The sequence below is a fragment of the Pseudonocardia sp. MH-G8 genome (genome assembly GCF_002262885.1).
In the GTDB taxonomy this organism is placed as follows: Bacteria; Actinomycetota; Actinomycetes; order Mycobacteriales; family Pseudonocardiaceae; genus Pseudonocardia.
Map to the genome: position 1 here is coordinate 62,174 of NZ_NKYF01000007.1, position 24,077 is coordinate 86,250.

Here is a 24,077-nt window from a genome sequence, read left to right on the forward strand (position 1 = left end):
GACTGACATGACTGTCACGAACAAGACTGTCGCGAACATCCCCGTGCCCACTTTTCACCAGACCCGCGGCGGCATCGACTTCGCCGTGGCCGATCTCGGCCTGGCCGAGTTCGGCCGCAAGGAGATCCGGCTCGCCGAGCACGAGATGCCCGGCCTGATGGAGCTTCGCCGCGAGTACGCCGAGGCGCGCCCGCTGCAGGGGGCGCGGATCGCCGGCTCCCTGCACATGACCGTGCAGACCGCGGTGTTGATCGAGACCCTGGTCAGCCTGGGCGCCGATGTGCGCTGGGTGTCCTGCAACATCTTCTCCACCCAGGACCACTCGGCCGCGGCCATCGTCGTGGGCCCGCACGGCACCGCGGAGGAGCCGCAGGGTGTGCCGGTGTTCGCCTGGAAGGGCGAGACGCTTCAGGAGTACTGGTGGTGCACCGAGCAGCTGTTCAAGTTCACCGACGAGGCCGGCAACGTGGTCGGTCCGAACATGATCCTCGACGACGGTGGTGACGCCACCCTGCTCGTGCACAAGGGCGTGGAGTTCGAGAAGACCGGTGTGGTGCCCACGGTCGAGGACGAGGACCTGACGGTCTCGGACGAGTACCGGATCATCCTGGACACGCTGCGCCGTTCGCTGGCCGAGGACCCGAAGCACTGGACCACGGTGGCCTCGGACATCCGGGGTGTCACCGAGGAGACCACCACCGGTGTGCACCGGCTCTACCAGCTGGCCGAGCAGGGTCTGCTGCTGTTCCCGGCGATCAACGTCAACGACTCGGTCACCAAGAGCAAGTTCGACAACACCTACGGGATCCGGCACTCGCTGATCGACGGGTTGAACCGGGCAACCGACGTGTTGATCGGCGGCAAGGTGGCGCTGGTCTGCGGTTTCGGTGACGTGGGCAAGGGCTCGGCCGCCGCGCTGGCCGGTCAGGGCGCGCGGGTGATCGTGGCCGAGGTCGACCCGATCTGCGCCCTGCAGGCGTTGCTGCAGGGCTTCCAGGTGGCGCGGCTCGAGGACGTCGTGCACACCGCCGACATCATCGTGACCACCACCGGCAACAAGGACATCATCACCACCGAGGCGATGTCCCGGATGAAGCACCAGGCGATCGTGGCCAACGTGGGCCACTTCGACAACGAGATCGACGTCGCCGGGCTGACGCGCTACCCGGGTATCCGCCGCCTGAACATCAAGCCCCAGGTCGACGAGTGGGTCTTCGGCGACGGGCATTCGATCATCCTGTTGTCCGAGGGTCGGCTGATGAACCTGGGCAACGCCACCGGGCACCCGTCGTTCGTGATGTCCAACAGCTTCTCCAACCAGGTGATCGCCCAGGTCGAGCTGTTCACGAAGTTCGAGGAGTACAACAAGGACGTCTACCGGCTGCCCAAGATCCTGGACGAGAAGGTCGCGAAGATCCACGTTCTGGCGCTGGGCGGGGAGTTGACGACGCTCTCCAAGGACCAGGCCGAGTACATCGGCGTGGACGTCGAGGGCCCGTACAAGCCCGAGCACTACCGGTACTGATGACCACCACGGCAGAACGGCCACACGCGGCCGGGACCCCCGAACCCGCTGCCGGGCAGGACATCGGCCGGCTCGTCGTCTCGTGCACCGACGGGCCGGGGATCGTGGCCCGGGTCAGCGCGTTCCTGCACCGGCGCGGTGCCAACATCGTGCAGTCCGACCAGTTCTCCACCGGGCCCGTCGGGGGCGGGTTCTTCCTGCGCACCGAGTTCCACCTGCCCGGCCTGACCGGGGCGCTGCCCGAGCTCGAACGGGCCTTCGTCGACGAGGTCGCGCCCGCGATCGGCGGGACGTTCCGCTTCCGGGACGCCTCGTCGTTGACGCGGGTGGCGCTGTTCGTGTCCCGCTACGACCACTGCCTGCTGGACCTGCTGTGGCGCGTCCGCCGGGGTGAGCTGCCGATGACGGTGGTGCAGGTCGTGTCCAACCACCCGGACCTCGCGGCCGACGTCGCCGCGTTCGGCGTGCCCTTCGCGCACGTCCCGGTCACGCGCGCCACGAAGCCGGAGGCGGAGCAGCGTGAGCTGGACCTGCTGGCGGGGCGGGTCGATCTCGTGGTGCTGGCCCGGTACATGCAGGTCCTCTCGGGTGACTTCCTCGACCGGGTGGGCGTGCCGGTGATCAACATTCACCACTCGTTCCTGCCGGCCTTCGCCGGCGCGGGCCCCTACGAGCGCGCCAAGCAACGCGGCGTGAAGCTCATCGGCGCCACCGCGCACTACGCCACCGAGACCCTCGACGAGGGCCCGATCATCGAGCAGGACGTCGTGCGGGTGTCGCACCGCGCAGGCGTCACCGACCTCACCCGCGCAGGCGCCGACATCGAACGCGCCGTGCTCGCCCGCGCCGTCCGCTGGCACTGCGAGGACCGGGTGCTCGTCGACGGGCGCACCAGCGTCGTCTTCTGACGGCGTCGTCCTCTGATCCACCTACCCATCCCACGGGGAGATGCCATGCCGCCCGCAGCCATCGCCGTCGCCGGCTCCATCGCGACCGACCACCTCATGCACTACCCCGGCCTGTTCAGCGAGCAGCTCATCGACGGTCACCTCGACCGCATCTCGCTGAGCTTCCTCGTCGACGACCTCGTCGTCCGGCGCGGCGGCGTGGGCGCCAACATCGCGTTCGCGCTGGGCGTGCTCGGCGCCCGCCCGGTGCTCGTGGGCGCCGTCGGGCCCGACTTCGCCGACTACCGCGCCTGGCTGGAGCGGCACGGGGTGGACTGCGCGGGCGTGCACACCTCGGCGACGGCGCACACCGCGCGGTTCACCTGCACCACCGACGACGCCCAGTGCCAGCTCGCGTCCTTCTACCCGGGCGCGATGAGCGAGGCCGCCGCGATCCGGATCGGCCCGCTCGTCGACAGCCACGGCGTCGGGCTGGTGCTGATCGGCGCCGACGACCCCGACGCCATGCTCGCCCACACCCAGGAGGCCCGCGAGCTGGGCGTGCCGTTCGCCGCCGACCCCTCCCAGCAGCTGCCCCGCCTGGACACCGACCGCTGCCGCATGCTCGTGGGCGGCGCCCGCTACCTGTTCACCAACGAGTACGAGTGGGAGCTGCTCCAGCGCCGCACCGGGTGGAGCGAGCAGGACATCGCCGAGCGGGTGGGGCTGCGCGTCACCACGCTGGGGAGCAAGGGCTGCCTGCTGGTCGACGCCGACGGCGCCGAGACCACGGTCGAGGCCGTGCCGGCGCACGAGGTCGTCGACCCGACCGGGGTCGGCGACGGGTTCCGGGCCGGGTTCCTCGCCGGGGTCGCGGGCGGGCTCGAGCTGGAACGCGCCGCGCAGCTCGGCTCGCTCATCGCCACCCTCGTCCTCGAGTCCTCCGGACCCCAGGAATGGCACCTCGACGTCGACGCGGCGCTGACCCGGTTGGCCGACACCTACGGGGCCTCGGCGGAGGGCGACATCGCGCCCCTCCTGCGCGCGGGCCGGGCGGCGGCATGACGGCGACCCTGATCGACGGTCGGGCGGTGGCCGCCCGGGTGCGCAAGGAGGTGGCGCGGGACGTCGAGGCACTGCCGGCACCACCCGGGCTCGCCACGATCATCATCGGCGACGACCCGGCCTCGGCGATCTACGTGCGCAACAAGCGCAGGCAGTGCGTCGAGGCCGGGATGCGCGACCTGCACCGGCCGCTTCCCGGCGACATCAGCCAGGCACGCGCCGCGGCCGTGATCGACGAGCTCGCCGCCGATCCCGCGGTCACGGCGATCCTGGTCCAGCTGCCGCTGCCCCCGCACCTCGATGCCGCTGCGCTGATCGACCGCATCCCGCCGGGCAAGGACGTCGACGGTCTCACCGCGGGCAGCGCCGGGCGACTGGCGCTGGGCCGCCCGGGGCTGCGCCCGTGCACGCCCGCCGGGGTGCTCGTGCTGCTCGACGAGATCGGGGTGGAGTTGGCGGGCGCGCACGCGGTGGTCGTCGGCCGGTCCGATCTGGTCGGCAAGCCCATGGCGGCGCTGCTCCTGCAGCGCCACGCGACCGTGACGGTGTGCCACTCCCGCACCCGCGACCTCGCCGCGACCTGCCGCCTCGCCGACGTGCTCGTCGTGGCAGCAGGGGTCCCCGGGATCGTCGGCGTGGACGGAGTGAAGCCCGGTGCCACGGTGATCGACGTCGGCATCCACCGCACGGGCACCGGACTGCGCGGCGACGTCGACGCCGACCAGGTCCGCGAGGTCGCCGGCGCACTCACCCCGGTGCCCGGCGGGGTCGGGCCGATGACCATCGCGATGCTCCTGCGCAACACCGTCACCGCCGCCGCCCTCTGCCCATCTCCGGACACGGCGTCATCGCGTGGTCGTCCCTGAACGTCTGCCCGCCACACCGACGTCCTCATACGCATTCGCCATGACGCGACTGGAGGCACGACCCCCGATGCAGAACGGCCAGCACCCCCGCGTCCTCGACGGCTTCTCACTGGAGATGACCGGACGGGACCGCGCAGGGCTCGACGAGGCCGCGGCGTACCTGCCGCCCGGGACCCGGGTCAACATCACCTACCTCGCCGGCGAAACCATGCAGGATCGGGTCGGCGCGGCCAGAGCCGTGCGGCGTCACGGCTTCACCCCGGTTCCGCACGTGGCCGCTCGTCGCATGCGCTCGCCGGCAGAGCTCGGTGAATTCCTCGCAGCCCTCGGTGAGGCCGACGCGCTCGACGAGATCTTCGTGGTCGGTGGCGACCCGACCACTCCTGCCGGCCCGTTCGCCGACGGCCTCTCGGTACTGCGCAGCGGTATCCTGCAGGAGACCGGTGTGCGGCGGGTGAGCGTCCCCGGCTATCCCGAGGGGCATCCGCACATCGCCGTGGACGCGTTGTCCGAGGCACTGCACGCCAAGGTCGCGGTTCTCACCGAACAGGAGCTGGCCCCCGCGGTGATCACCCAGTTCGGCTTCGACGTGCAGCCCGTCCTCGGCTGGATCCGTGCGCTTCGCCGGCAGGGGATCGAGGCGCAGATCCGTGTCGGGGTTCCGGGGCCGGTCGGGGTCAAGCGCCTGCTCGCCTACGCCCGCCGGTTCGGCGTGGCCACGTCCGCCGGGATCACCCGCAAGTACGGATTCTCCCTCGCCAATCTCTTGGGTACCGCCGGCCCCGACGCGTTCGTCTCGGCGCTGGCAGATGGGCTCGACCCGGCCGTCCACGGGGACGTGCGGACGCACTTTTACACCTTCGGAGCCATCACGGCAACATCTGCGTGGGTACGCGACTTCGTTGTCGCACCGCGCATTCGACACGACGGCGAAGGAGTACCTGGCGAGAACCGATCAACATGACGACGAGGGAGCAGGAAAGGACGGCGCGAGTGGCACGCCGAGCTTTTGGGTTCGCCGACCACCGCGTCGCTGAGATGCGGGACGAGCTTGCAGCGCTGCGTGCCGAAGCGGGCTGGCTCTACTCGCGAGGTGATCGCCACGGGACTCGGCCGGGACGCCGCCCACCCCTTCCAGCGGCGTCCGCGTGATCGTGGCGCGTGCCGGAGGGGGAGCAGCCAGAATGTCCCGACCGGCCCCGCGGTGGAACCGCTACGGGCGACCGCCATGGGGGACGTCCACCCGGGTGGTCAGCAGCCGGGATTCGCGAGCCGCCGCTCGGGCGGCGGCATCGAAGTCGGGCGCTGCGCAGAGGAACAGGGTCCGGCCGTCGTCGCCTCCCAGCATGCAGGCGAAGACACCACTGTCGACCTGGATCTCGTCGACGATGTCCCCACCCTCCTGCACCCGGATCACCTTGCCGCCCAGCGCGTCGGCGATCCACAGGGCACCCTCGGCGTCGAGGCAGCATCCGTCGGGCGCGATCTTCAACTGGCCCAGGACGGAGGCGAGGTCGGGTTCGGTCGGCACGTCACCGAACGTCGCCCAGACCCGCTGGTTGGTCAGGGCACCGCTGTCGTCGATGTCGAAGGCCGTCACCCGGTTGCCGAACGTCTCGCCGACGATCAGCACGTTGTCGTCGGTGATGACGCTGCCGTTCGGGAAGTGCAGGCCGCTCGCGGCCTCGCTGACGGTTCCGTTCGGCTCGACCCGGGTGATGGTGGTGGTGGCGGGGTCCGCACCGGCGCCCAGGTCGAAGCCGAAGTCACCCACGTAGGCACGACCGGTCGAGTCCATCACCATGTCGTTGAGGTTGCCGCCGGCGTGCTTGCCCAGGTCGGCGTGGACGACCACCTGTCCGTCGTGCTCGCGGCGCAGCAGGGTGTGGTCCCGCGCGGAGACCACGACCAGGCGGCCGTCGGGGAGCCAGCCCAGCCCGCCCGGCTGGTTCGGCACCTCGAGCTCGGTCGTCAGACCGGAACCGTCCTCGGCCGAGGACAGCACCCGGTTGGTGTAGAAGTCGGAGAACCAGATGCGTCCGTCGTGCCACCTGGGGCACTCCGTGAACGACATTCCGGTGACGATCGTGGTCAACGCACTCACGTGTCGGCCCCTCGTTGTTCAGATTGACAAGCTGCAGATTTGCGGGCTCTTCGAACCTAGAGCTCCAGCCGTAGTTCGTGAGGCGCCGTGGGTGGCCGGGGACGAGGTCGACGGCGCCGGTCCTGTGTTGTGCGCCGAGTTGGAGTTGCGTCGGGTCGGGTATGTGCTGGCCATCGGCTGTGATCGCCGCGTCCCGGCCGGGGCTGGGCCGATCCGCGCCGACGAACTCGCTGCCGGCCTGCCCAGACGGGCCTTGATCCGGCGCGGCTCACCGCGCTGACCCTGATCGAACCGGCCCAGGTCCTCGCCCGCTTCCCGGCCTCGTTCCTGTCCGTCGCGATCGGTGCCTCCCATGCCTCGCCGGAACGGCTCCGCAGGCGAGCCCTGCGCTGGGATCACCGGTGGAGGTTCACGGCATACCCCGGCGGCACCGCTGTCGCCGCCCGAGCCTGCGCTCCAGGGATGGAGGTGCGTTCCACGGCGACCTCCCGGCACGAGGTGCGGTGGTTGACCGGAGCGCCCGAGAGGTCGACCCGCAGTCGTGATCCTCGGCCGCCCATCAGGGGTTCCGGCGGGGTTTTTGTTCCGGATCGATCCATTTCGGCGGGATGAATTCGGGTAACCCGTCACGGATCCGCACCACCCATCCGGAATCGTGGATCAGGCGGTGGTGGACTTTGCACAAGCTGACCAGGTTGTTCAGTTCGGTGGGGCCGCCGTGCTCCCACTCCCAGATGTGGTGGATTTCGCACCACGATGGCGTCCGGTCGCAGCCCGGGTGCGCGCATCCACGATCGCGGGCGGTGACCGCCCTGCGCAACCCGTCGGGAATCACCCGGGTGGAGCGCCCCACGTCGAGGGGTTGCCCGGCGCCGTTCATGACGATCGGTACGACCGCGGCGTCGCAGGCCAGCATCCGCAACGAGGCGGCGGTCATGCGGCCACCGAAGTCGAGCATCGCCGACCGTGCGCGGGTCTCGAGGTCCTCCAGCCGGATCAACACGTTCAAGTGCGGCCGCCGCCCACCGGCATCGGGCAGGGTGGCGTGGTCGGCGTGGGCGAGGACGAACCCACACGCGTCGGCGAGGGCTTCGGCCTGACGCTGCCCCGTCGAGCGTTGATCATCGCGGCCGAGGGGCTTCGCCTTGGCGTCGATGACAGTGGCGATCGCATCGAACATCGCCGCATCGTCGAACTGCCCGCTGATCGTGCCGCCTGACCCGTCGCGACGCTTACGGACCTGCAGCCGGTTGACCGGCTCCGGCGGGTTGTCATCAGGCTCGGGACCGTCGCCGTCCAGGGCTTCCAGCAGCTGGGTGCCGATCTTGCGTAGTTGCCCGGGCGAGTACTCGCCGGCCATACCGGCCAGCTGCTCTTCCAGCCCGGCGCGTTGCCAGTCGGTGATCCGCCCGGCCTCGGGGGTGCCCAGCAGGGCGGCGATGACTTCGACGTGGCGCAGCCCTGCGTGCCCGGCGGCGAACGCCTTCCCCGTCGCCGGAAGCCGGGCGGGGAGCACGGTGCCGTCGAACCCGATCTGCTCACACGCCTGCTCCGCGGCGACGACCCGGCGGCGCGCCTCGTAGGAGTCGCATCCCAGAAGGTCGGTCAACGCGCCTTCGGGTTTGCGATAGCCACGTTCGGCGAACGTGCCGCGCCGTTGCAGCGCGGCAGTGGTGGAGACGGTGAGGTGGTCGTGTTGTCGGGACATGCCTTCACCGATGGTGAGCACCGACAGCAGTTCCGCGTCTGAGGTCAGGGGGTTTTCCGCGGCCTGCCGGAATGCGTCGAACGCCTCTTGGAGGTGTTCGTATGCGGCGGCGACTGCGGACATACTTCAAGTTTAGTCGAACAGGTGTTCGATGGCATGGGTCTGTTCGGGTGGTTGACCGTTTGTAATAATGAACGGTGCGGCGGAAGACGCAGTGCCCGTTCCGCATCTACCCCGCACGCGAATCCGGGGCAGTCGCCCCTCCCCGGGGCCCTGCCTCGTAGCCCGGGATGCGGTGGGCGCGCCGTTCCCGGCTCGTCACCTCCTGCCCCACCCCACAGCTGGGTCTCACGCGCAGTCGGTCCGGCGCCGAGCTCGACCTCCCGCGCCGAGGGCGGCCGGGTTGGGCACAACCCACGAACATCGTGGTTGGCCGGGCGGCCGTCCCCGACGCGGGCCCAGGCCCGTTCCGGACGAGCCCGTCATAGCCGGGTGCCCGCTCGACTGGCTGTGGTGCCGTTCCCGACCCCCTCCGAAACGGCCTTGATCAGCGGACCAGGGGCATGAACCGCACCTCTGCAGCGCATGTCCCGATCCCGCCGATCATGAGGGTGGACACGCCTCGAGTCGGCCCGATGATCATCCGTAATGGGGTGGAGCGGGACCACCGCAAGGCGCGCGAGCACGCAGCAGGGGCGGGCTCGTCCAGACAGGCCTGGGCCGCGCCGGGAACGGCCGCCCACCCAGTCCCGATATGACCGATGACCGATCCGCAGGCCGCGATCCGCAGATCGGCTGACCAGCACGACGACGCCGTCCATGTGCTCCGGGTGCACCGCCTGCCTTCCGCGGCCGGGATGGTCGCGGCGACAGCGGGCGCCACGGCCGCAGGCGCTGCGGCCGGTTCGGTGCTGGTCCCCGGAGGAGTCGCCGCGCTGGACACATCCGCTGTTGACCACCGTCGATCAGCAGGATCGCCGCGGGCCGGACCGAGCCCTCATCCACCATCGCACGCGTCGCGACGGTCTTGTCGCGCCCGGGCCACTTCCGCTGAACGCGGCTCGGAGCATGGTCACATAGACGTGAGGGCTGTCGCGGGAAGATCCGACAGCCCTCACGTCTACCTGATCATTGTTCCGCCGGTTGGCGCGCCGTTCCCGGCCCGCCGTTGGAGCCCTGCGGGGAACCGGTGCCGGCATCCGGCGGAGTGGCCCAGGACCCGGCAGACTGGGGCCATGCCCGACTGGCTGCGCACCACCCTGCTGATCGTCGGCGTACTCGGGTTGCTCGTCGTCATGGTGCTCGGGTACGTGATGTGGCGCTACCGCATCCCGCCGCGTGGCCTGATAGCCATGGGCGCCGCGGCGGTCTACCTCGTCTTGCCCATCGACGTCGTGCCGGAGGCGGTCCTCGGTCCGCTCGGGCTGGTCGACGACGCCGGCGTGACCGTCGCGGTGGTGCTGTTCGTCTACAAGTTGGTGAAGGCGCACCGCATCCTCAGCGATGGCGGGGTGGACCTGGGTCGACTGGGTCGGCGAACCCTCCACCGCGACCGCGACTCGGCCTGAGGGGGTGACCTCCCGCGAGGTCGGCGCCCAGCTGTTCCTCAGCCCGCGCACGATCGAGGCGCACCTTCGCAGCATCTTCCGCAAGCTCGACATCAGCTCCCGCCGGCAGCTGCGGACCTGCGGCTCCCCTGACCCCGCCGACCGCGGGAGTGTCCGCTCAACGGTGTAACCGGTGTTGATGGGTTTCAGGTGGTGCCGGCCGGGACGGTACGGCCTTCGACGGTGATCGCGAACGCGTTGAGTGCCAGCTTCCTCGGGCTGAGCCGTCCGGGATCACACGGCCGGGCGGGGGCGAGCGCGGCTGCGGTACGTCAGGTGTCGCAGGAGGGCCTCGAACGGGCCACGCCGCCCGGCGCGGTCCAGGCCGTAGGCGATGACGACGGTGCCCGCCCAGGTGGCGATGGCGAGCCCGGCGGCGGTGGCGGCGCCCAGCTTCCCGCCGAGGTCGAGCAGCGACGGTTCGGTGGCGACCAGCCAGACCGGTGACTGGGCGATGTAGAAGGTCATCGAGCGCCGGCCGCACGCGACCAGCCCGGTCGTGACCGGTCCTCGCCGGTCACCGAGTCGGTAGGCGACGAGTGCGATCGCGGCCAGGAACGCGAGCCCGCCGGCGATCCCGGTGGCCGCCCACACCGCCAGGCCGACCGCGTCGATGCCGGGGGAGGCGGGGCTCCACAGGCCCACTGCCTGAAGGGCCACCGGCTGCGCGCCGAGCACCGCCACCGGGAACCCGACCAGGGCGAACCGGCGCAGTAGCGGCCGGTAGCGGTCGGGCTGTTCGAGCAGCCGCATCCGCGCGGCCAGGACTCCGATCAGGACGGACGGTGCGATCCCCACCGCGGCGATCGGCAGCACCGGGAGCGCTGAGATGCGCAGGATCGCGCTGTCGAGCAGGGTGGAACCCACGGCGAGTGGTGCGTCGGAGGGGGTCAGGAGCTGGAGCAGGGCGGAGGCAGTGACCCCGAAGACGAGGGTGATCGCCATGACCGTCCACATTCGACGGCTCGACCAGGACACGACCCCGGCGAACATCACTGCGAACGCACCGTAGGCGCCGATCACGTCCCCGCTGTAGAGCAGGACGACGTGGGCGATGCCGAAGACGATCAGCCACGCCCCGCGCCTGCGGATCAGTCGCCGGGCCTGCGCCGGGTCGCCGCCGAGGCCGGTGTAGCGCCGGGTCATCTGCACGAGGCCGTAGCCGAAGAGGATCCCGAACAGCGGGGCGGCGCGCCCGTCCACGAAGGACGTCAGGAGCCACTGGACGGCGACGTCGACGGGGCCGCCACCGGCAGGTGTGGTGAGCGAGTTGCCCCCGGCGTGCAGCTGACGGGAGTGGGCCAGCGCGATGAGCAGCAGCATCACGCCCCGCGCGAGGTCCGGCGCCAGCAGGCGTTGCGACAGCGGCGTGGGTGCGACCGGCCCTGCGACAGGTTGAGGAGACGTGGACACGAAGATCCTTACGCGAGGTGGAGCTGCGGTCAGACGGGCAGGCTCGGCGGGAGCGGGGTGAGGCGGTAGGAGGGTGGCTCGGCGCCGTGCAGGTGGCGGACGAAGTAGTCCCAGGTGCGGCGCAGGACGTAGTGCAAGCTGGCGTTGAACAGGTGCTCGGCGCCGGGGACGACGAGCATGTCGACGTCCTTGTCGGCCTTCACCAGCGCGTCGACCAGGCGCAGGGTCTGGGCGGGCAGGACGTTGTCGTCGAGCTCGCCGTGGATCAGCAGCAGCCGGCCCTGGAGGTTCGCGGCGAGGTGTGCGTTGTCGAGGTCGCGGCGGGCGTCGTCGTCGAGGTGGCCGTAGTAGCGCTCGCCCCAGTACGGGTAGTAGCTGCCGATGTCGTTCGGGGTGGCCCGGGCGACGCCGACGCGGAAGAAGTCGGGGTGGGCGAGCAGCGCTCGCGTTGTGGCGTACCCGCCCCCGGAGCTGCCGGTGATCCCGACCCGGGTGGTGTCCAGCCACCGGTGGCGCTCGCCCAGCCGGCGGATCGCGGCGACGTGGTCGACCAGGAACCCGGCGGCCGAGAAGTTGCGGTAGGAGTGGTCGTGGAAGGCCTTGCTGCGCCCGGCGGTGCCCCGCCCGTCGACGGCGACGACGGCGAACCCCAGTGCAGCCAGCGCCTCGGCCTCCCCGGTGAAGGGCGGGGCGTCGAAGGCAGGGGAGGCGCGGTAGACCATCGGCCCGGGGTAGACGTGGTCGATCACCGGGTAGCGGCGGTCCGGGTCGAACCCGTGCGGCCGCCACAGCAGCCCGTAGATCGGGGTCCGGCCGTCGGCGGCGGTGGCCCGGAACCGTTCCGGCGGTGCCCAGCCGCGGGAAGCCAGCGCGGCGGTGTCGGGGGCCTCGAGCTCGACCAGTACCCTGCCGTCCCCACCGAGCACCGACGACCGCGGAGGCGTCGCGACGGTCGAGGCCCGGTCGACGAGGTACCCGCCCTCGGGCGGGCTGATCGCGTCGTGGTCGAGCTCGTCGTCGGTGAGCCGGGTGAACCCTGTCCCGTCCAGGTCGATGCGGCAGACCTGGCGCAGGTAGGGGTCGGTCTCGGCGAGCCCGTTCGCGAGGAACCAGACCCGGCGGGCGTCCTCGTCGACCCACAGCACGCGGCGCACCAGCCACTCGCCCGAGGTGACCTGGACGTGCTTCCCGCCGTCCGGCGAGTAGAGGTACAGGTGCCCCCAGCCGTCGCGCTGGGACCACCAGAGGACCTCCCCGGAGCCCAGCACCCGCACCTGCGCCGGTTCGACGGTCGACGCGCCCGGGTCGACGCAGGTCCGTCCGGTCTCCTGGACGACGAGCGTGCCGGCCCCGGTGGCGGGGTCGAGGCGGTGCATCTCGAGGGTCAACGCGTCACGGGAGTACCGCAGGAAGTAGACGGAGTCCCCGACCCACCACCGCGACGCCAGGCCGGCGGTGTGCACGATCGGGGTCGGCGGATCCTGCTGGTGCACGACGGTGCGAGCGGCCACATCGAGCACCACCCAGGACATCGTCGCGACCTGCTCGTCGCCCGGCACCGGGTAGCGCAGCCGGTGCTCCACCGGGCGGCCCCCGCCGGCCGGGGCGGACTCCACCAGCACCTGCTCGGGCAGTCCCCGCTGGTCGAGACGGTGGGTGAACAGCCGGGTGGAATCCGGCGACCACTCGGCGACGAACGGCGGGTCGATGCCCAGCGCCCGCCACTGGAAGATCCCGGCCCAGTCGAGCATCGCGCCGTAGGAGTGGTCGGGCTCGGCGTCCTCGGTGAGCGCGAACTCCTCGCCGCTGTCCCGTGACCGGACCCAGATGTTCCCGTCGCGGGTGAACGCGGCCCAGGCCTTGTCCGGGGACACCAGCTCCACCCGGGTGGGCAGCGCCGGCCCCTCGACCCGTTCGCAGGTGCCGTCGCTGCCGGAGAACTCCCAGGTCTCGTCGAAGGCGAAGAAGCGCACCACGTCCTCGTCGCGTCCGGGGAGCTCGAACTCCGGCAGCACCACCGGCAGGTCTGCGGCGTCCACCGCGTGCCCGGACGCCAGCGAGAGCGCGGCCGCGAGCCGGGCGTGGTCGAACGCGTCGCGACGCGTACCCGTCGCCGGGTCGACCAGCACGTGCCGGCCGCCGACCTCGTAGACGAAGCGCCGACCGCCGGCGAGCCACTGCGGCACCACGGATGCCGCTGGCACCGCCTGCTTCCGATTCGGCGCGAGCATCGACTCAGCGCGCGCGTAGTCCTCGGCGCCGATGGAAATCATTCTTGGTTCCCCCTCGAAGTCCTCGACCGTGTGGTGCCAGGTCGCACCCGGCGGTTGCGGCACAGTCGAACAGCGGTCCGGCGGCTACTGCTCGCAGCGTGCGTCGGCGGGCGGCAGCGCCAGGTCGATCAGGTAGTCGGTTGCGATCTGGTCGACGCACTGGCTCTGCCCCAACAGGGCGATCCCGTGCTGGGCCCCGTCCACGGTCAGCAGGGCGCCGCCGAGGGTCCGGGCCAGGTTGATGCCGCCCTGGTGGGGTGTCGCCGGGTCACCGGTGACCGACGTGACGAGGATCGGCGGCACGTCGACGTCGCCGGTGACGAACGGCCCGGTCCGGCTCGGCGGCTCCGGCCAGGCCGCGCACTCGTGGTAGCTCTCGGTGACCGGGGTGCCGTCGTCCATGATCGGAGCGGCCTCCCGGACCTGGCGGAGCTGGTCGGCCTGCTCGGCCGGGGTGCGCCGGTCCCAGTCCATGCACCGGATCGAGCGGAACGACTCGAGCAGGCTGCCGTAGTGGCCGTCGGGGCCGCGCTGGGCGTACAGGTCGTGCAGCGCCAGCAGGATGTCGCCTCGCCCGTCCGCCACCTGCGCCAGCCCCCGCACGACGATCGGCCACAGGTCCTCGGAGTACATCCCGGCGAACACCCCGGTCACGGCGTCCTCGTAGGTCAGGTCGCGTCCGTCGGTGGTCGGCACGGGGTCGTCCTGCAGCGGGCGCAGGAGTGCGTGGTAGGTCTCGACCGCCCGGGTCGGGTCGGTGCCCAGCGGGCAGTCGGGGCCGCTGGTGCACTGCGCGGCCATCCCGTCGAAGGCTCGCTGGATTCCCGCGGCCTGGGACACCGTGAACTCGACGCCGGACAGCTCGGGGTCGATGGCGCCGTCGAGGAGCATGGCCCGCAGGTTGTCCGGGAACGTCTCGGCGTACACCGCGCCGAGCTCGGTGCCGTAGCTGTAGCCGAGGAAGGACAGCTGCTCGTCGCCCAACACCGCGCGCAGCACGTCCAGGTCCTGGACGGTCTCCCGGGTACCGATGTGGGCCAGCGCCTGCTCGCCGCCCACGCTGTCGGCGCAGCGCAGCGCGATCGTCTCCGCCGCCCGCGCGTCGGGGACGTCCTCAGGGACGAGGGTGCCGTTGAAGCCGTCGCCGCGGTCGTCCTCGACGCTGGTGAAGCAGTCCACCCGGGGTGTGGTGGCACCCACGCCGCGGGGGTCGAAGCCGACGATGTCGAACCGCTCCCCGATCGGCGTCGGGTCCAAGGTCGGCGCCATCGTTGCGATGTGGCTCATCCCCGAACCACCGGGGCCGCCCGGGTTGACGACCAGCGATCCGATCCGCTCGCCCCGGGCCTTCATCCGCAGCAGGGCGATCTCGGCCCGGGGGCCGTCGGGGTCGGCGTAGTCGAGCGGGACCTGCATCCGGGCGCAGTCGAACCGCTCGTTCGCGAACAGCGCCTCGTCGGCAAGCTTCGTCGCGTACGGGGCGCACGGCTCGAACGCGAGCTGCTGGTCGTGGAACTGCGTCAGGTCCGGTGCCGGCACCCGGGGTTCCCCGGCCGTGCCCGGCTGGGCGCAGGCCGTCGCCAGCAACAGTGGCAGTCCCACCGCTGCGAGCGTCATCCGGATGCTTCGTCGCTGCACGCTTCCTCTTTCGTTCGTTCGGGCGGGCACGGTGTCGATCACTGGTGCGAACTCCAGCAGACGAGATGCCGTAGCGGCATCCTCAACCCCCGAACAGGTGGTTCCAGCCGGGTTCCACTCTCCGGGGAGTCCCGGGGCTCGCCGCGAACGTAGGGCGGCCGGCTGGTTCCGCGGGTCCGTCGAAAGGACAAAACCGCACGACCGAAGGCGGAGGACGGTGCGCCGTCCGGCCGACGTCGCCACTGGCGGACCGTGACCGAGGACCATATATGTACTGTTTGGTACTTAAGTGTTGCATTGGTTCGGTCCGCTCGATGCGGAAGTCGATCGGCGCGTGACTCGGAGGAGTGCTCGACGACCGGGCTGCCCTGGAAGGGGTCTTGTTCGTGCTCTCGACCGGGTGCCGACGCCGCGACCTGGCGCCTGTGGGCCCGGCCCGACGGACCGCGAGGTTCGTCGGGGAGACTGGGGCCAGTGCCCGCCCTCCCGACCTGGAGTCTTTGATGCCGCAAGGGACCGTCCGTTGGTTCGACGCCGAACGGGGTTTCGGCTTCCTCGCGCCCGAGGACGGCTCGCCGGACGTGTTCGTGCACGCCTCCGAGATCGTCGGGGACGGCGGTGTGAAAGTGCTCCGCGAGGGCCAGGCCGTCGTGTTCGAGGTCGGCGAGAACGACCGCGGGCCGCAGGCGTTGCGCGTTCGCGTCACCGCCGACGCGGTCACCGGTAGCGCCGTGGGCCTGCTCGGCACCGTCAACTGGTACGAGCCGGGCAAGGGGTACGGCTTCGCGTCGCCGGACGGCGGCGGCGCCGACATCTTCGTGCACAGCTCCGCCATCGTGACCGGCGGCGTGGTCACCGAGGGGCAGCGGGTGGCCTTCCTGATCGTCGAGGGCGAGCGCGGCCCGCAGGCCGGGCACGTGATCCCGCTGGGAGCGGGAGCCGGCCTACCCGCTGCGGCCGGCACCACAGACGGCGCCGACGGCACGGTGGCCTGGTACGACGAGGACAAGGGCTTCGGCTTCATCAACCCCGACTCCGGCGCCGGGGACGTCTTCGTCCACGCCCGGGCCCTGGCCGAGGGGCTGACGTGGCTCACGGAGGGCGACCGCGTCGCCTACGAGGTGGCCAGTGGAGACAAGGGCCCGCAGGCCCGCGACGTGCAGCTGGTCCGGGGCGCCGAGCCCCAGACTGCGCCGCAGCGGTCGGCACCTGCCGAGGCCGCAGGGCCGGTGGCGCGGGACGTGCCCGCACGAGGCGGCGAGGGCGTCGTCGCGCGCTACGACGGCGACCGCGGCTTCGGTTTCATCACCCCGGACGCAGGCGGCGACGATCTCTTCGTCCACGTGTCCGTGATCATGGGGTCGGAGCCGCTGCAGAAGGGTGACCGGGTCCGGTACGCGGTGCGTCAGAGCGACCGGGGCCCGCAGGCCGACCGCGTCGAACGCCTCTGAAGAGGCGGCCCCACCGAGGGCTGATCACTTCCCGACGAGAGTGCTCGTCCGTCCCCGTCGATGGTGCCGTCGGCAACGCGACTGCAGTCTGCTCCCGGAGATCGATCTCCCTCGTGGTGACGGGGGCCCGTGGGTTGCCCGCGACCGCGCCCGGGCGTTACGCCGCCCCGCGGCTGAGCAGGGCGGTGATCGTCCGGGAGACTTCGGCGGGCCCGGGCATCGCGGCGATCTCGTCGCGGAGCTCGCACGCGTTGGCGCGCAGGTGCCGATCGTGCAGGAGGCGGTGCAGCACGTCACGGGTGATGCCGCGGGCGGGCACGGCCAAGCCTGCGCCGGAGCCGGAGACCACTGCGGAGTTGTGGCGCCGGTCTCCGCTGCCAGGTACAGCGAGTTGAGGTATTCCGGCGGCGAGCGCGCCGAGGGTGGTGCCGGCGCCGCCGTGGTGCGCCACTGCGGTGGCGTGCGGGAGTACTGCCGCGAGCGGCACCCAGCCGGTGGTGCGCACCGCCGGCGGGACCGTCAGGTTCGACGGGGGGCGCACGAGCACCACTTCGGCGTCGAGTCCGGCCGCGGCGGCGAGAACGGGTTGCAGGTGCGCGGCGCCGCCTGCCCCGGCGATGGTGCTGTGGGTGACGATGAGCCGAGGCCGCGCGGGAGGCCGGCGCAGCCATTCGGGCACCTCGCCGGTGCCCGACCACGGCACCGGGCGCAGCGGGTGGCCGGGCCTGCCGGTGGCCAGGCTCGGGGGCAGGTTGTTCAGTCGTGATGCAGGTGGAGGAAGGCGACGTACCCCGTGGCGGCGTGCGGCGCGGCGCAGGTGCGGGCTCGCGGCGGTGGCCGCGATCAGCTCCTGCCCGTCGAAACAGACGATCAACCCCGCAGCAGGCAGGCGCGGATCCGCGCGGACACGTTGCACACCGTGCGTTGCGGGCCAGACACAGATCGAAGCTATGGCGGTGGGGCCAACAATGGGCCGACCCCGCCCGGGGCCCTGCGCCGGCCAGGTGACCACGCTGCCGGCGGCGGCACCTCAGGGTCGGTCGCAGTGACGGCCGGGGAAGGGTCACCGTGGTGGGGTGAGATGGCGGCGATTCCCGGTGAGGGCTTGTCGGGCACGCGGCTTGATGAGTCCGGGAAGGGCTGGGGCGGCGTAGGCGGGGCGCTGCCCCGCAGCTAGGGCTGCTGGCCGGTGGGCATCACGGTCGTGTCGCTCGGAGCGGGCTGCGGCGCTTCGGAAAGGACCATGACACCGCCTGCGATGGCTGCCCCGAGCAGCACGGCCGCGGCCAGCGGCGTCACCGCCCAGCCGCGCCGGCGGTGACGGGTGTGCCGGGGTGCGCTCGCCGGACGCGCGACCAGCGCCGTGGCGACCTGGTCGGCGGTGGGCCGGCGTTGCGGCTCGAGATCTGTCATGGCCACGAGGAGCTCGCCCAACTCGGCGGGCAACCCGTCGGGCACCCGAGGGGAGCGGTGCAGCCGAGCGATCGCTGACTCCACCGCGCCACCTGGGTACTCGCGGTGCCCGGTCAGGGCCTCCAGCAGCACCAGGCCCAGCGCGTACACGTCCGCGGCCGGGCCGACCTGCTCGCCGCGCGCCTGCTCGGGTGCGAGATAAGCGGCGGTGCCGACCACGGAGCCGTTCGTCGTCGCGGCGGTGCCGTCGAAGGCGCGAGCGATACCGAAGTCGGCGAGGCGGGCTCGGCCATCGTTTCCCAGCAGGACGTTGGCGGGTTTCACATCACGGTGGATGAACTCCCGGCTGTGTACGTGGGCGAGCGCCGCGGCCAGCTGCCGGCCCAAGCGGCGTACGGCGTCGGGGTGCAGTGGTGGGCCGGCGCGGATTCGGCCGGCCAGTGTGGGCCCTTCCACCAGGTCGGTCACCACGAACGGGCGGCCCTGCTCGGTGCCGCCGCCGAGCAACCCGACCAGGCCGGGATGGCGCAGCCTGGCGAGCGCCGTCATCTCCCTGCGCTGCTGGCGCAGCTCCAGCGCCGACATGCCGGGAGGGAACTGCTTGACCGCCACCGACACGCCGCGGCGCAGGTCACAGGCCCGGCGCACCACCGCGGAGGACCCGACCCCGATCACCGGGCCCAGCTCGTACCGGCCGGCGAGCAGGCACGACTTCGGATCGCCGGCAGCTGGCTGGTCGAGATCCACTTTCATCTCGTTCCCCCGATCGGGTCCTTTCATGCGCGATCGCAGAACTTCCTCTGTGTGCGAGGGGGTGTCGCATGCCCCGCCTGACTGCTGGTGCGTACGCGACCATCCGGGAGCACAGCGGTGTAGATGACAGGATCGGGCACGCAGGACCTGCGAACCCGGACGGGTCGACGACCTGTAGGAAGACCCCTTGGCCGCACAGGGCTCGACCTGCGGCCGTAGCCGGGCAGCGCGAGGGAAGGCCGCCGACGCCAGTCGTCGCCGCCGTGGGACCGCGGTCGGTCAGCTGCTCGCGTCCGCCTCTTCACCCGGCCGGATGGCGGCTGTCAGCATGCGCACGAGCTGCTCCACACCCACCTGCCATTTGTCTTTCGGGAGGTGGCCGCTGAGCTCCATACCTGCGATGCCATGCGCGGTGCACATGACGAGGGCCCCGTAGCGAGCGGCGTCGGGATCGCCGACCACGTCCGCGACGAGACCGAGGAACTCGTTCTCGAGCCGGCCCGCGGCCGTGGCGGTGGCCGAGGTGTTCGCCGGGGTGCTGAACATCAGCGCGTAGAGGTGCGGCTGCCGGCGAGCGACGTCGATGAGCGCCAGGACGGCGCGCTCGAGCCGCGCGGCCGGAGCGACGTCGAGGTCTGCGCGGAGCCGCTGTACGTCGGCGGCCAGCGCGTCCCATGCGTTGATCGCGAGCTGCGCCAGCAGATGCTCCTTGTTCTCGAAGTGCCCGTAGGGGGCACCGCGGCTGACTCCGGCCCGCGCCCCCACAGCACGCAGGGTCACCGCGTCGGGCCCTCCTGCGTCGAGCAGTTCGGAAGCAGCGCGAACCAGAGTTCGCCGGGTCGCCGCAGCAGTCTCGGCTCGTGTCACGCCGCCCACTATAGTTGACAGTGTCATCCGAGTGGGACACGCTGGTCGGCATGACACTGTCATATGAAGTTCCGAACGCCGATGCCGCCCTGCGCCGCTTGAACGACCGAGCCGAGATCGGCGATGTCCAGCTCCGGTACGCCACGGGCACCGACTCCCACGACTGGGAGCTGTTCCGTAGCTGCTTCACCGACGAGGTCGAGATCGACTTCAGCGACGGCTTCGGTCAGCCCGTCGTCCGCGTGAGCGCCGACGACTGGGTGCAGGGCACCGCACCGAGGATGGAGTCCTTCACCGCGACCCAGCACATGATGACCAACCTCGTGATCACGTTCGACGGCGACGACTTCGCGACCTGCGTCGCCTACGTCCGGGCCAGCCACCACCTCCCGAACAGCACCGGCGACAGCGACCAGACCGTGCACGGGTACTACACCAACCGCTTCGAACGCACCCCCAGCGGCTGGCGCATCGCCGCGGTCAAGCTGACAGCCCGGTGGATGACCGGGAACTTCGGCATCTTCCAGGCCGCCCTCACACCCGCGGACGTCCCCCTCCAGCGCTGAGCGGGTCCGTTCCCTCGCCTGCGAATCAACCCCGGCAGGAGACATCGATGCCTACCGCAGAACCACAGCGACTCCCGCCCGACCTCACGGGCCGCACCGTCGTCGTCACCGGCACGACCTCCGGCCTCGGCCTCGCTCTCTCCGCCGCGCTGGCCGGGGCCGGCGCACGGGTCCTGATGACCGTCCGGGACGCCGAGCGCGGGGAAGCGGCCGTCGAACAGGTGCGGGCCGGGATCGACGGGCCGGGCTCGGCGGAGGCCGTACTGCTCGACCTGGCCGACCTGGCCTCGGTGCGCGCCGCCGCTGCGGACATCAGGTCACGCACCGAGGACGAGGTCGACGTGCTCATCAACAACGCCGCGGTGTCGTTGGGCCCGCACAACCGGACCCGCGACGGGTTCGAGCTGCAGATGGGGACCAACCACTTCGGGCCGGCCGCGCTGACCTGGCTGCTGATGCCGGCGCTTCGGGCGGCCGGAAGATCCGAGATGCCTTCCCGGGTGGTGACGACGTCGAGCCTCGGTCACCGCTCGGGCGGGCTCGACCTCGCTGACCTGCGCTGGGAGCGTCGGCGGTACTCGCCCACGCTGGCCTACGGGGCGTCGAAGCTCGCGAACCTGCTGTTTGCCGCGGAGCTCGACCGACAGTTGCGACTCACCGGTGACCCCGTCCTGTCGGTCGCCGCACACCCGGGACTGACGGCATCGGCGCTGCTCGACAACGCTCTGGCGCGCGGGAGCACGTGGAGGGCCCGCCTGCTCGTGCTGCCGGACCGCTGGCTCTCCCAGCCGGTCGCGGCCGGAATCCTGCCCCAGCTCCTCGCGGCCACCGGGCCGGTCCGCGGCGGCGACTACCTGGGCCCCACCGGCCCCTTCGAGATCCGTGGCCCGGCCGGTCCGGCGCGCCGGTCGGCGACTGCGCAGGACCAGCTGCTCGCGCGCGAGTTGTGGCAGGTCACGGCTGCCGCCACCGAAATCGGGCCGGACCCCGGCCCGCACGGCTGAGCCTCACCGCACCGGTGCCGTGAGATCGCGCGCACGCGGGCTCAGGTCCCGGAGTAGGGCGTTCCAGGGAGGAGTGGCGGCCCAGCCCGACCTCACGAGCGCTGCAGGGTCGGCGGTCCCGACACTCCGAACCACCGGTCGAGCTCATCGAGGACGTTCTCCACGATCGGGGACAGCTCGTCGGCGATGGTGTCCTGGCTCTCGCCGTCGCGGGTCCGCCTGCCGGCCTCGCCGATGATGATCTGGAACACGCCGGCCAGCGCGATCCCCTGCAGTCGGGCGATCTCCGGCCGGACGGGGGTGGTGTCGGCGATGGCGCCGGCGAGGGCGGTGGCCTGGCGGTCCGTCAGCTCCAGCGCCAGTCGGTGGACGGTGGGACTGATGGCCGCCAGGTGGCCGAGCTCGCCGTGCCAGATGTCGGGTGGGATGCGGCGGATCCCCGCGACGGACTCGAGGACGAAGGCACGGATCGCGGCCGCCGGCGTCGTGTCCGGTGGGCGGGCGCGGATCAGGTCGCCGAGTCGGTCCTGGATCTGCTCGTCGCGATCGGTGACCAGGTGCTCCTTGGTCCGGAAGTAGTTGTAGACCGTCTGCTCGGCGACTTCGGCCTCGCGAGCCACGTCACTGACGGCGACCTGCTCGTAGCCCTGCTCGGCGAACAGGCGGGCTGCGGTGTCGGCGATGAGGCGACGGGTACGCGCCTTCTTGCGTTCGCGTAGTCCGGGGCTGGTCATCGCCGGAGGCTAGCAACTTTCCTGGACATGGCGCTATGATTGGGGTGCACCACAAAATTAGATCGAGCACCGGTGGTCGACAGGACGATGGGGGAGTGCACGCGATGATCTTGGTCACGACCGCTGGCAAGGTGGGTACGGAGGTGGCTCGGCTGCTCGCCGATCGGGGGAAACCGGTGCGGGTCCTGGTTCGCGACCCGGGGAAGGTGACCGCGCCGGCGAGGTCGGGGGTGGAGGTCGCGACGGGCGACCTGGACGATCCCGCGTCCGTCGACGTGGCGATGCGCGGTGTCTCCTCGGTGGTGTTGGTCAGCCCGGCGATCCCCGTCCAGGAGATCAACGTCGTCGAGAGTGCGGTCCGGGCAGGGGCCGGGCACGTCGTGAAGATCACCAGCAAGGCGTCGGTGGACTCACCGATCGCCCGGCGGCGGGATCAGGCCGAGATCGAGAACCGGCTGATCGCGTCCGGGCTGGGCCATACGCTGTTGCGGAACAACGCCTACATGCAGAACTTCTTCATGTCGGCCCCGTCGATCGTGCGGACGAGCAGATTCGGCTCGGCAGCCGGCGACGGTCGTCTCGGCATGGTCGACACTCGTGATGTCGCTGCCGTTGCCGCCGAGATCGCGGCGGCGCCCGCTGCGCACGCGGGCAGGACGTACTGGCCCACCGGCCCCGAGTCGATCTCGTTCGCGGATGCCGCGGAGGTGCTCTCGAAGGTGCTCGGGCGGACGATCGGGTTCGACCCGCTGACGGTCGAGGAGCAGGCACGAGCACTGATCGAGGTCGGCCTACCCGAGGGCCTGGCGGCGATGAACGCGCAGGCAGTGGGCTTGTTCGCCGAAGGTGACTGCGACTACGTCACCGACGACGTGCCCGCGGTGGTCGGCAGGCCGGCGCGGAGCTTCGAACAGTTCGTCGCCGACCACGCCGCGGTCTTCTCGTGACCCGCAGGCCGGCCACGTACGCCGTCACCGGAGCTTCGGGTCGGCTGGGGCGCCTCGCGGTCCAGGAGCTCATGAGACGTGGTGTGCCGGGCTCGGACGTCGTCGCCGTCGTGCGCACGCCGAGCAAGGTTTCGCCGGCGGTGTCGGCGCGCGTTGCAGAGGTTCTACTGCCTCCACAGCTCGCGCAGCGCCATGGCGACGCGCGCAGGTTCGGACTGGTGCGAGGCGTCCAGGTGGGCTCGGCAGATGCGCCGCCGGTACGTACCGGCCGGGGAATGACGGTCTCTGTGCGCCGCGGGCCGATGTCGCGAGCACGCCGTGAACGAGCCGCGGGCAGAAAAGGTGATCACTCCTCGGCCAGTCGTATCGCATGCTCGGTGGCCTGCTGCGGGGGACCGAATCGGCGCCGCCCTGTGCGGAAGCGCGCTTCCGCCTTCCTCGGTGCTCCTGCACGGCACGACGTGAGACGGTTGAGTTGCGTTGTTCTGCCACGGGATCATGTAGTCATCCACGAGGATGGTGGAGATGGGCGACCGTGTTGTTGCGACACCAGCGGCCCGTCGGGCAATGGCTCGTGAGCGTCAGAAAGATCTCTATGGCGCTTCGTTGCAAAGCCTCGTTCGCGGCCTCGCCGAGGACTACGGGATCAGCCAGGCGCGTCTGGCACGAGTGCTCGGGGTCAGCCCTGCGATGCTGTCTCAGCTGGTCTCCGGGGAGCGCATCAAGATCGGGGACCCGGTCGCGAGCGCTCGTCTGATGGTTCTCGACCAGCGTCGTGCGCTCGTCCGCGGCCTGGAGGTTCGGCGTGCCGAGGAGATCCTCGACGAGGTTGCTCGTATCCGGGAGCCATGGCCTCGAGGTGGGAGAACGGGCTCCACGGCGATTGACGACTTGCGCGAGATTGCTGACGCGGAACAACTCGAGGCGGCGGCGGTCAAGCTGGACGATGACTTCCCTCGGCTCGCCGAGTTCCTGCGACGAGCCGCTCACGACCGGTCGGCGTGAAGCTCCGCGGCGACGTGGGTGGGCCGTCGTGGGGGACTTGAGCGCCGGCGAACCGACCGGTACAACGAACTCGAACGAAACTGGTTCAGGTCGGTGGACCGGTCCAGAGCTAGGGTCGCTCGCGTGCAGTCCTGGAGCTCGATCTGCACGTCCCTCGCCCATGCCCGCTCATCGCGGCCAGGGGGCTCGACCATTCCATCGCGCTAGCTCTGAACAGGCAGTCATCGCGTTGGTTCCGATGCTTCGGCCAC

Annotated in this window: 20 protein-coding genes and 2 pseudogenes; 13 read left to right on the forward strand and 9 right to left on the reverse strand. The window is 71.2% G+C overall.

Annotation, left to right across the window (positions count from 1 at the left end):
- Positions 1-7 precede the first annotated feature (7 nt).
- The 5 genes from ahcY to CFP66_RS18285 are packed head-to-tail and all read left to right on the forward strand — an operon-like array spanning position 8 to position 5,307.
- Positions 8-1,525 (forward strand): adenosylhomocysteinase, encoded by a 1,518-nt coding sequence (ahcY, locus tag CFP66_RS18265; RefSeq protein WP_094925774.1) that lies wholly within the window; start codon positions 8-10, stop codon positions 1,523-1,525.
- Positions 1,525-2,433 carry a formyltetrahydrofolate deformylase gene (purU, locus tag CFP66_RS18270; protein WP_094925776.1) on the forward strand — a complete coding sequence of 303 codons (909 nt, stop codon included), beginning with the start codon at positions 1,525-1,527 and terminating at the stop codon, positions 2,431-2,433. Before ahcY ends, purU begins: the two co-directional genes overlap by 1 nt.
- 45 nt (positions 2,434-2,478) lie before the next feature.
- A complete protein-coding gene (locus tag CFP66_RS18275) occupies positions 2,479-3,477 on the forward strand; it encodes a carbohydrate kinase family protein (RefSeq protein ID WP_094925778.1) in 999 nt (332 codons plus the stop codon).
- On the forward strand, positions 3,474-4,343 hold the full coding sequence (locus CFP66_RS18280) for a bifunctional 5,10-methylenetetrahydrofolate dehydrogenase/5,10-methenyltetrahydrofolate cyclohydrolase (protein ID WP_094925780.1): 870 nt from the start codon (positions 3,474-3,476) through the stop codon (positions 4,341-4,343). Before CFP66_RS18275 ends, CFP66_RS18280 begins: the two co-directional genes overlap by 4 nt.
- A gap of 40 nt (positions 4,344-4,383) precedes the next feature.
- On the forward strand, positions 4,384-5,307 hold the full coding sequence (locus CFP66_RS18285) for a hypothetical protein (protein ID WP_198961531.1): 924 nt from the start codon (positions 4,384-4,386) through the stop codon (positions 5,305-5,307).
- 249 nt (positions 5,308-5,556) lie between these two features.
- On the opposite strand, the gene CFP66_RS18290 is transcribed toward CFP66_RS18285, so the two are convergent.
- Positions 5,557-6,447: an SMP-30/gluconolactonase/LRE family protein gene (locus CFP66_RS18290; RefSeq protein ID WP_233159521.1), complete on the reverse strand. Its 891-nt coding sequence runs from the start codon at positions 6,445-6,447 to the stop codon at positions 5,557-5,559.
- Between the two features lie 559 nt (positions 6,448-7,006).
- A complete protein-coding gene (locus CFP66_RS18300; RefSeq protein WP_094925786.1) occupies positions 7,007-8,278 on the reverse strand; it encodes an HNH endonuclease signature motif containing protein in 1,272 nt (423 codons plus the stop codon).
- Between the two features lie 1,112 nt (positions 8,279-9,390).
- Here CFP66_RS18300 and CFP66_RS47950 point away from each other — a divergent pair.
- Together CFP66_RS47950 and CFP66_RS18310 are read left to right on the forward strand one after the other, a co-directional pair.
- Positions 9,391-9,723 (forward strand): YkvA family protein, encoded by a 333-nt coding sequence (locus CFP66_RS47950; RefSeq protein WP_142100169.1) that lies wholly within the window; start codon positions 9,391-9,393, stop codon positions 9,721-9,723.
- Between the two features lies 1 nt (position 9,724).
- Positions 9,725-9,892 (forward strand): annotated as a pseudogene (locus CFP66_RS18310) (helix-turn-helix transcriptional regulator); the annotation flags it as partial.
- Between the two features lie 104 nt (positions 9,893-9,996).
- Here CFP66_RS18310 and CFP66_RS18315 read toward each other — a convergent pair.
- From CFP66_RS18315 to CFP66_RS18325, 3 genes are all read right to left on the reverse strand, one after another.
- Complete coding sequence (locus CFP66_RS18315) at positions 9,997-11,175, reverse strand: DUF418 domain-containing protein (protein ID WP_094925792.1); 1,179 nt, start codon at positions 11,173-11,175, stop codon at positions 9,997-9,999.
- A gap of 29 nt (positions 11,176-11,204) precedes the next feature.
- Positions 11,205-13,448 (reverse strand): DPP IV N-terminal domain-containing protein, encoded by a 2,244-nt coding sequence (locus tag CFP66_RS18320; protein WP_094925794.1) that lies wholly within the window; start codon positions 13,446-13,448, stop codon positions 11,205-11,207.
- An 84-nt stretch (positions 13,449-13,532) separates the two neighbouring features.
- Positions 13,533-15,050 (reverse strand): alpha/beta hydrolase, encoded by a 1,518-nt coding sequence (locus tag CFP66_RS18325; RefSeq protein WP_158228138.1) that lies wholly within the window; start codon positions 15,048-15,050, stop codon positions 13,533-13,535.
- A 539-nt stretch (positions 15,051-15,589) separates the two neighbouring features.
- Here CFP66_RS18325 and CFP66_RS49235 point away from each other — a divergent pair.
- Together CFP66_RS49235 and CFP66_RS50330 are read left to right on the forward strand one after the other, a co-directional pair.
- A pseudogene (locus CFP66_RS49235) lies at positions 15,590-15,787 on the forward strand (cold-shock protein); the annotation flags it as partial.
- A gap of 30 nt (positions 15,788-15,817) precedes the next feature.
- The gene (locus tag CFP66_RS50330) at positions 15,818-16,537 is read left to right on the forward strand and encodes a cold-shock protein (RefSeq protein ID WP_369805102.1); all 720 of its coding nucleotides are present in this window, start codon (positions 15,818-15,820) and stop codon (positions 16,535-16,537) included.
- Between the two features lie 157 nt (positions 16,538-16,694).
- Here CFP66_RS50330 and CFP66_RS18335 read toward each other — a convergent pair whose 3' ends face one another.
- From CFP66_RS18335 to CFP66_RS18345, 3 genes are all read right to left on the reverse strand, one after another.
- Complete coding sequence (locus CFP66_RS18335; protein WP_158228139.1) at positions 16,695-17,411, reverse strand: glycosyltransferase; 717 nt, start codon at positions 17,409-17,411, stop codon at positions 16,695-16,697.
- Positions 17,412-17,710: 299 nt separating this feature from the next.
- Positions 17,711-18,697, reverse strand: a complete 987-nt coding sequence (locus CFP66_RS18340; protein ID WP_158228140.1) for a serine/threonine-protein kinase — start codon at positions 18,695-18,697, stop codon at positions 17,711-17,713.
- A gap of 285 nt (positions 18,698-18,982) precedes the next feature.
- Positions 18,983-19,633, reverse strand: coding sequence for a TetR/AcrR family transcriptional regulator (locus CFP66_RS18345; RefSeq protein ID WP_369805099.1), 651 nt, complete (start codon positions 19,631-19,633; stop codon positions 18,983-18,985).
- Here CFP66_RS18345 and CFP66_RS18350 point away from each other — a divergent pair.
- Positions 19,621-20,136: a nuclear transport factor 2 family protein gene (locus CFP66_RS18350; protein ID WP_094926240.1), complete on the forward strand. Its 516-nt coding sequence runs from the start codon at positions 19,621-19,623 to the stop codon at positions 20,134-20,136. The two genes, CFP66_RS18345 and CFP66_RS18350, sit on opposite strands and share 13 nt — an antisense overlap.
- Before the next feature lie 47 nt (positions 20,137-20,183).
- The gene (locus CFP66_RS18355; RefSeq protein WP_094925804.1) at positions 20,184-21,140 is read left to right on the forward strand and encodes an SDR family NAD(P)-dependent oxidoreductase; all 957 of its coding nucleotides are present in this window, start codon (positions 20,184-20,186) and stop codon (positions 21,138-21,140) included.
- Between the two features lie 92 nt (positions 21,141-21,232).
- Here CFP66_RS18355 and CFP66_RS18360 read toward each other — a convergent pair whose 3' ends face one another.
- On the reverse strand, positions 21,233-21,874 hold the full coding sequence (locus tag CFP66_RS18360) for a TetR/AcrR family transcriptional regulator (protein ID WP_094925806.1): 642 nt from the start codon (positions 21,872-21,874) through the stop codon (positions 21,233-21,235).
- Between the two features lie 35 nt (positions 21,875-21,909).
- Here CFP66_RS18360 and CFP66_RS18365 point away from each other — a divergent pair, with 35 nt between their 5' ends.
- Both CFP66_RS18365 and CFP66_RS18375 read left to right on the forward strand, forming a co-directional pair.
- Positions 21,910-22,821, forward strand: coding sequence for an NmrA family NAD(P)-binding protein (locus tag CFP66_RS18365; RefSeq protein ID WP_233159524.1), 912 nt, complete (start codon positions 21,910-21,912; stop codon positions 22,819-22,821).
- Between the two features lie 525 nt (positions 22,822-23,346).
- Positions 23,347-23,826, forward strand: coding sequence for a helix-turn-helix domain-containing protein (locus CFP66_RS18375; RefSeq protein WP_198961532.1), 480 nt, complete (start codon positions 23,347-23,349; stop codon positions 23,824-23,826).
- The last annotated feature ends 251 nt before the right edge of the window (positions 23,827-24,077 follow it).

Coding starts and splice junctions, on each gene's coding strand:
- ahcY (WP_094925774.1), top strand. CDS start 8: ATGACTGTCACGAACAAGACTGTCGCGAACATCCCCGTGCCCACTTTT.
- purU (WP_094925776.1), top strand. CDS start 1,525: ATGACCACCACGGCAGAACGGCCACACGCGGCCGGGACCCCCGAACCC.
- CFP66_RS18275 (WP_094925778.1), top strand. CDS start 2,479: ATGCCGCCCGCAGCCATCGCCGTCGCCGGCTCCATCGCGACCGACCAC.
- CFP66_RS18280 (WP_094925780.1), top strand. CDS start 3,474: ATGACGGCGACCCTGATCGACGGTCGGGCGGTGGCCGCCCGGGTGCGC.
- CFP66_RS18285 (WP_198961531.1), top strand. CDS start 4,384: ATGACGCGACTGGAGGCACGACCCCCGATGCAGAACGGCCAGCACCCC.
- CFP66_RS18300 (WP_094925786.1), bottom strand. CDS start 8,278: ATGTCCGCAGTCGCCGCCGCATACGAACACCTCCAAGAGGCGTTCGAC.
- CFP66_RS47950 (WP_142100169.1), top strand. CDS start 9,391: ATGCCCGACTGGCTGCGCACCACCCTGCTGATCGTCGGCGTACTCGGG.
- CFP66_RS18320 (WP_094925794.1), bottom strand. CDS start 13,448: ATGATTTCCATCGGCGCCGAGGACTACGCGCGCGCTGAGTCGATGCTC.
- CFP66_RS18350 (WP_094926240.1), top strand. CDS start 19,621: ATGACACTGTCATATGAAGTTCCGAACGCCGATGCCGCCCTGCGCCGC.
- CFP66_RS18345 (WP_369805099.1), bottom strand. CDS start 19,633: ATGACAGTGTCATGCCGACCAGCGTGTCCCACTCGGATGACACTGTCA.
- CFP66_RS18355 (WP_094925804.1), top strand. CDS start 20,184: ATGCCTACCGCAGAACCACAGCGACTCCCGCCCGACCTCACGGGCCGC.
- CFP66_RS18360 (WP_094925806.1), bottom strand. CDS start 21,874: ATGACCAGCCCCGGACTACGCGAACGCAAGAAGGCGCGTACCCGTCGC.
- CFP66_RS18365 (WP_233159524.1), top strand. CDS start 21,910: ATGATTGGGGTGCACCACAAAATTAGATCGAGCACCGGTGGTCGACAG.
- CFP66_RS18375 (WP_198961532.1), top strand. CDS start 23,347: ATGGGCGACCGTGTTGTTGCGACACCAGCGGCCCGTCGGGCAATGGCT.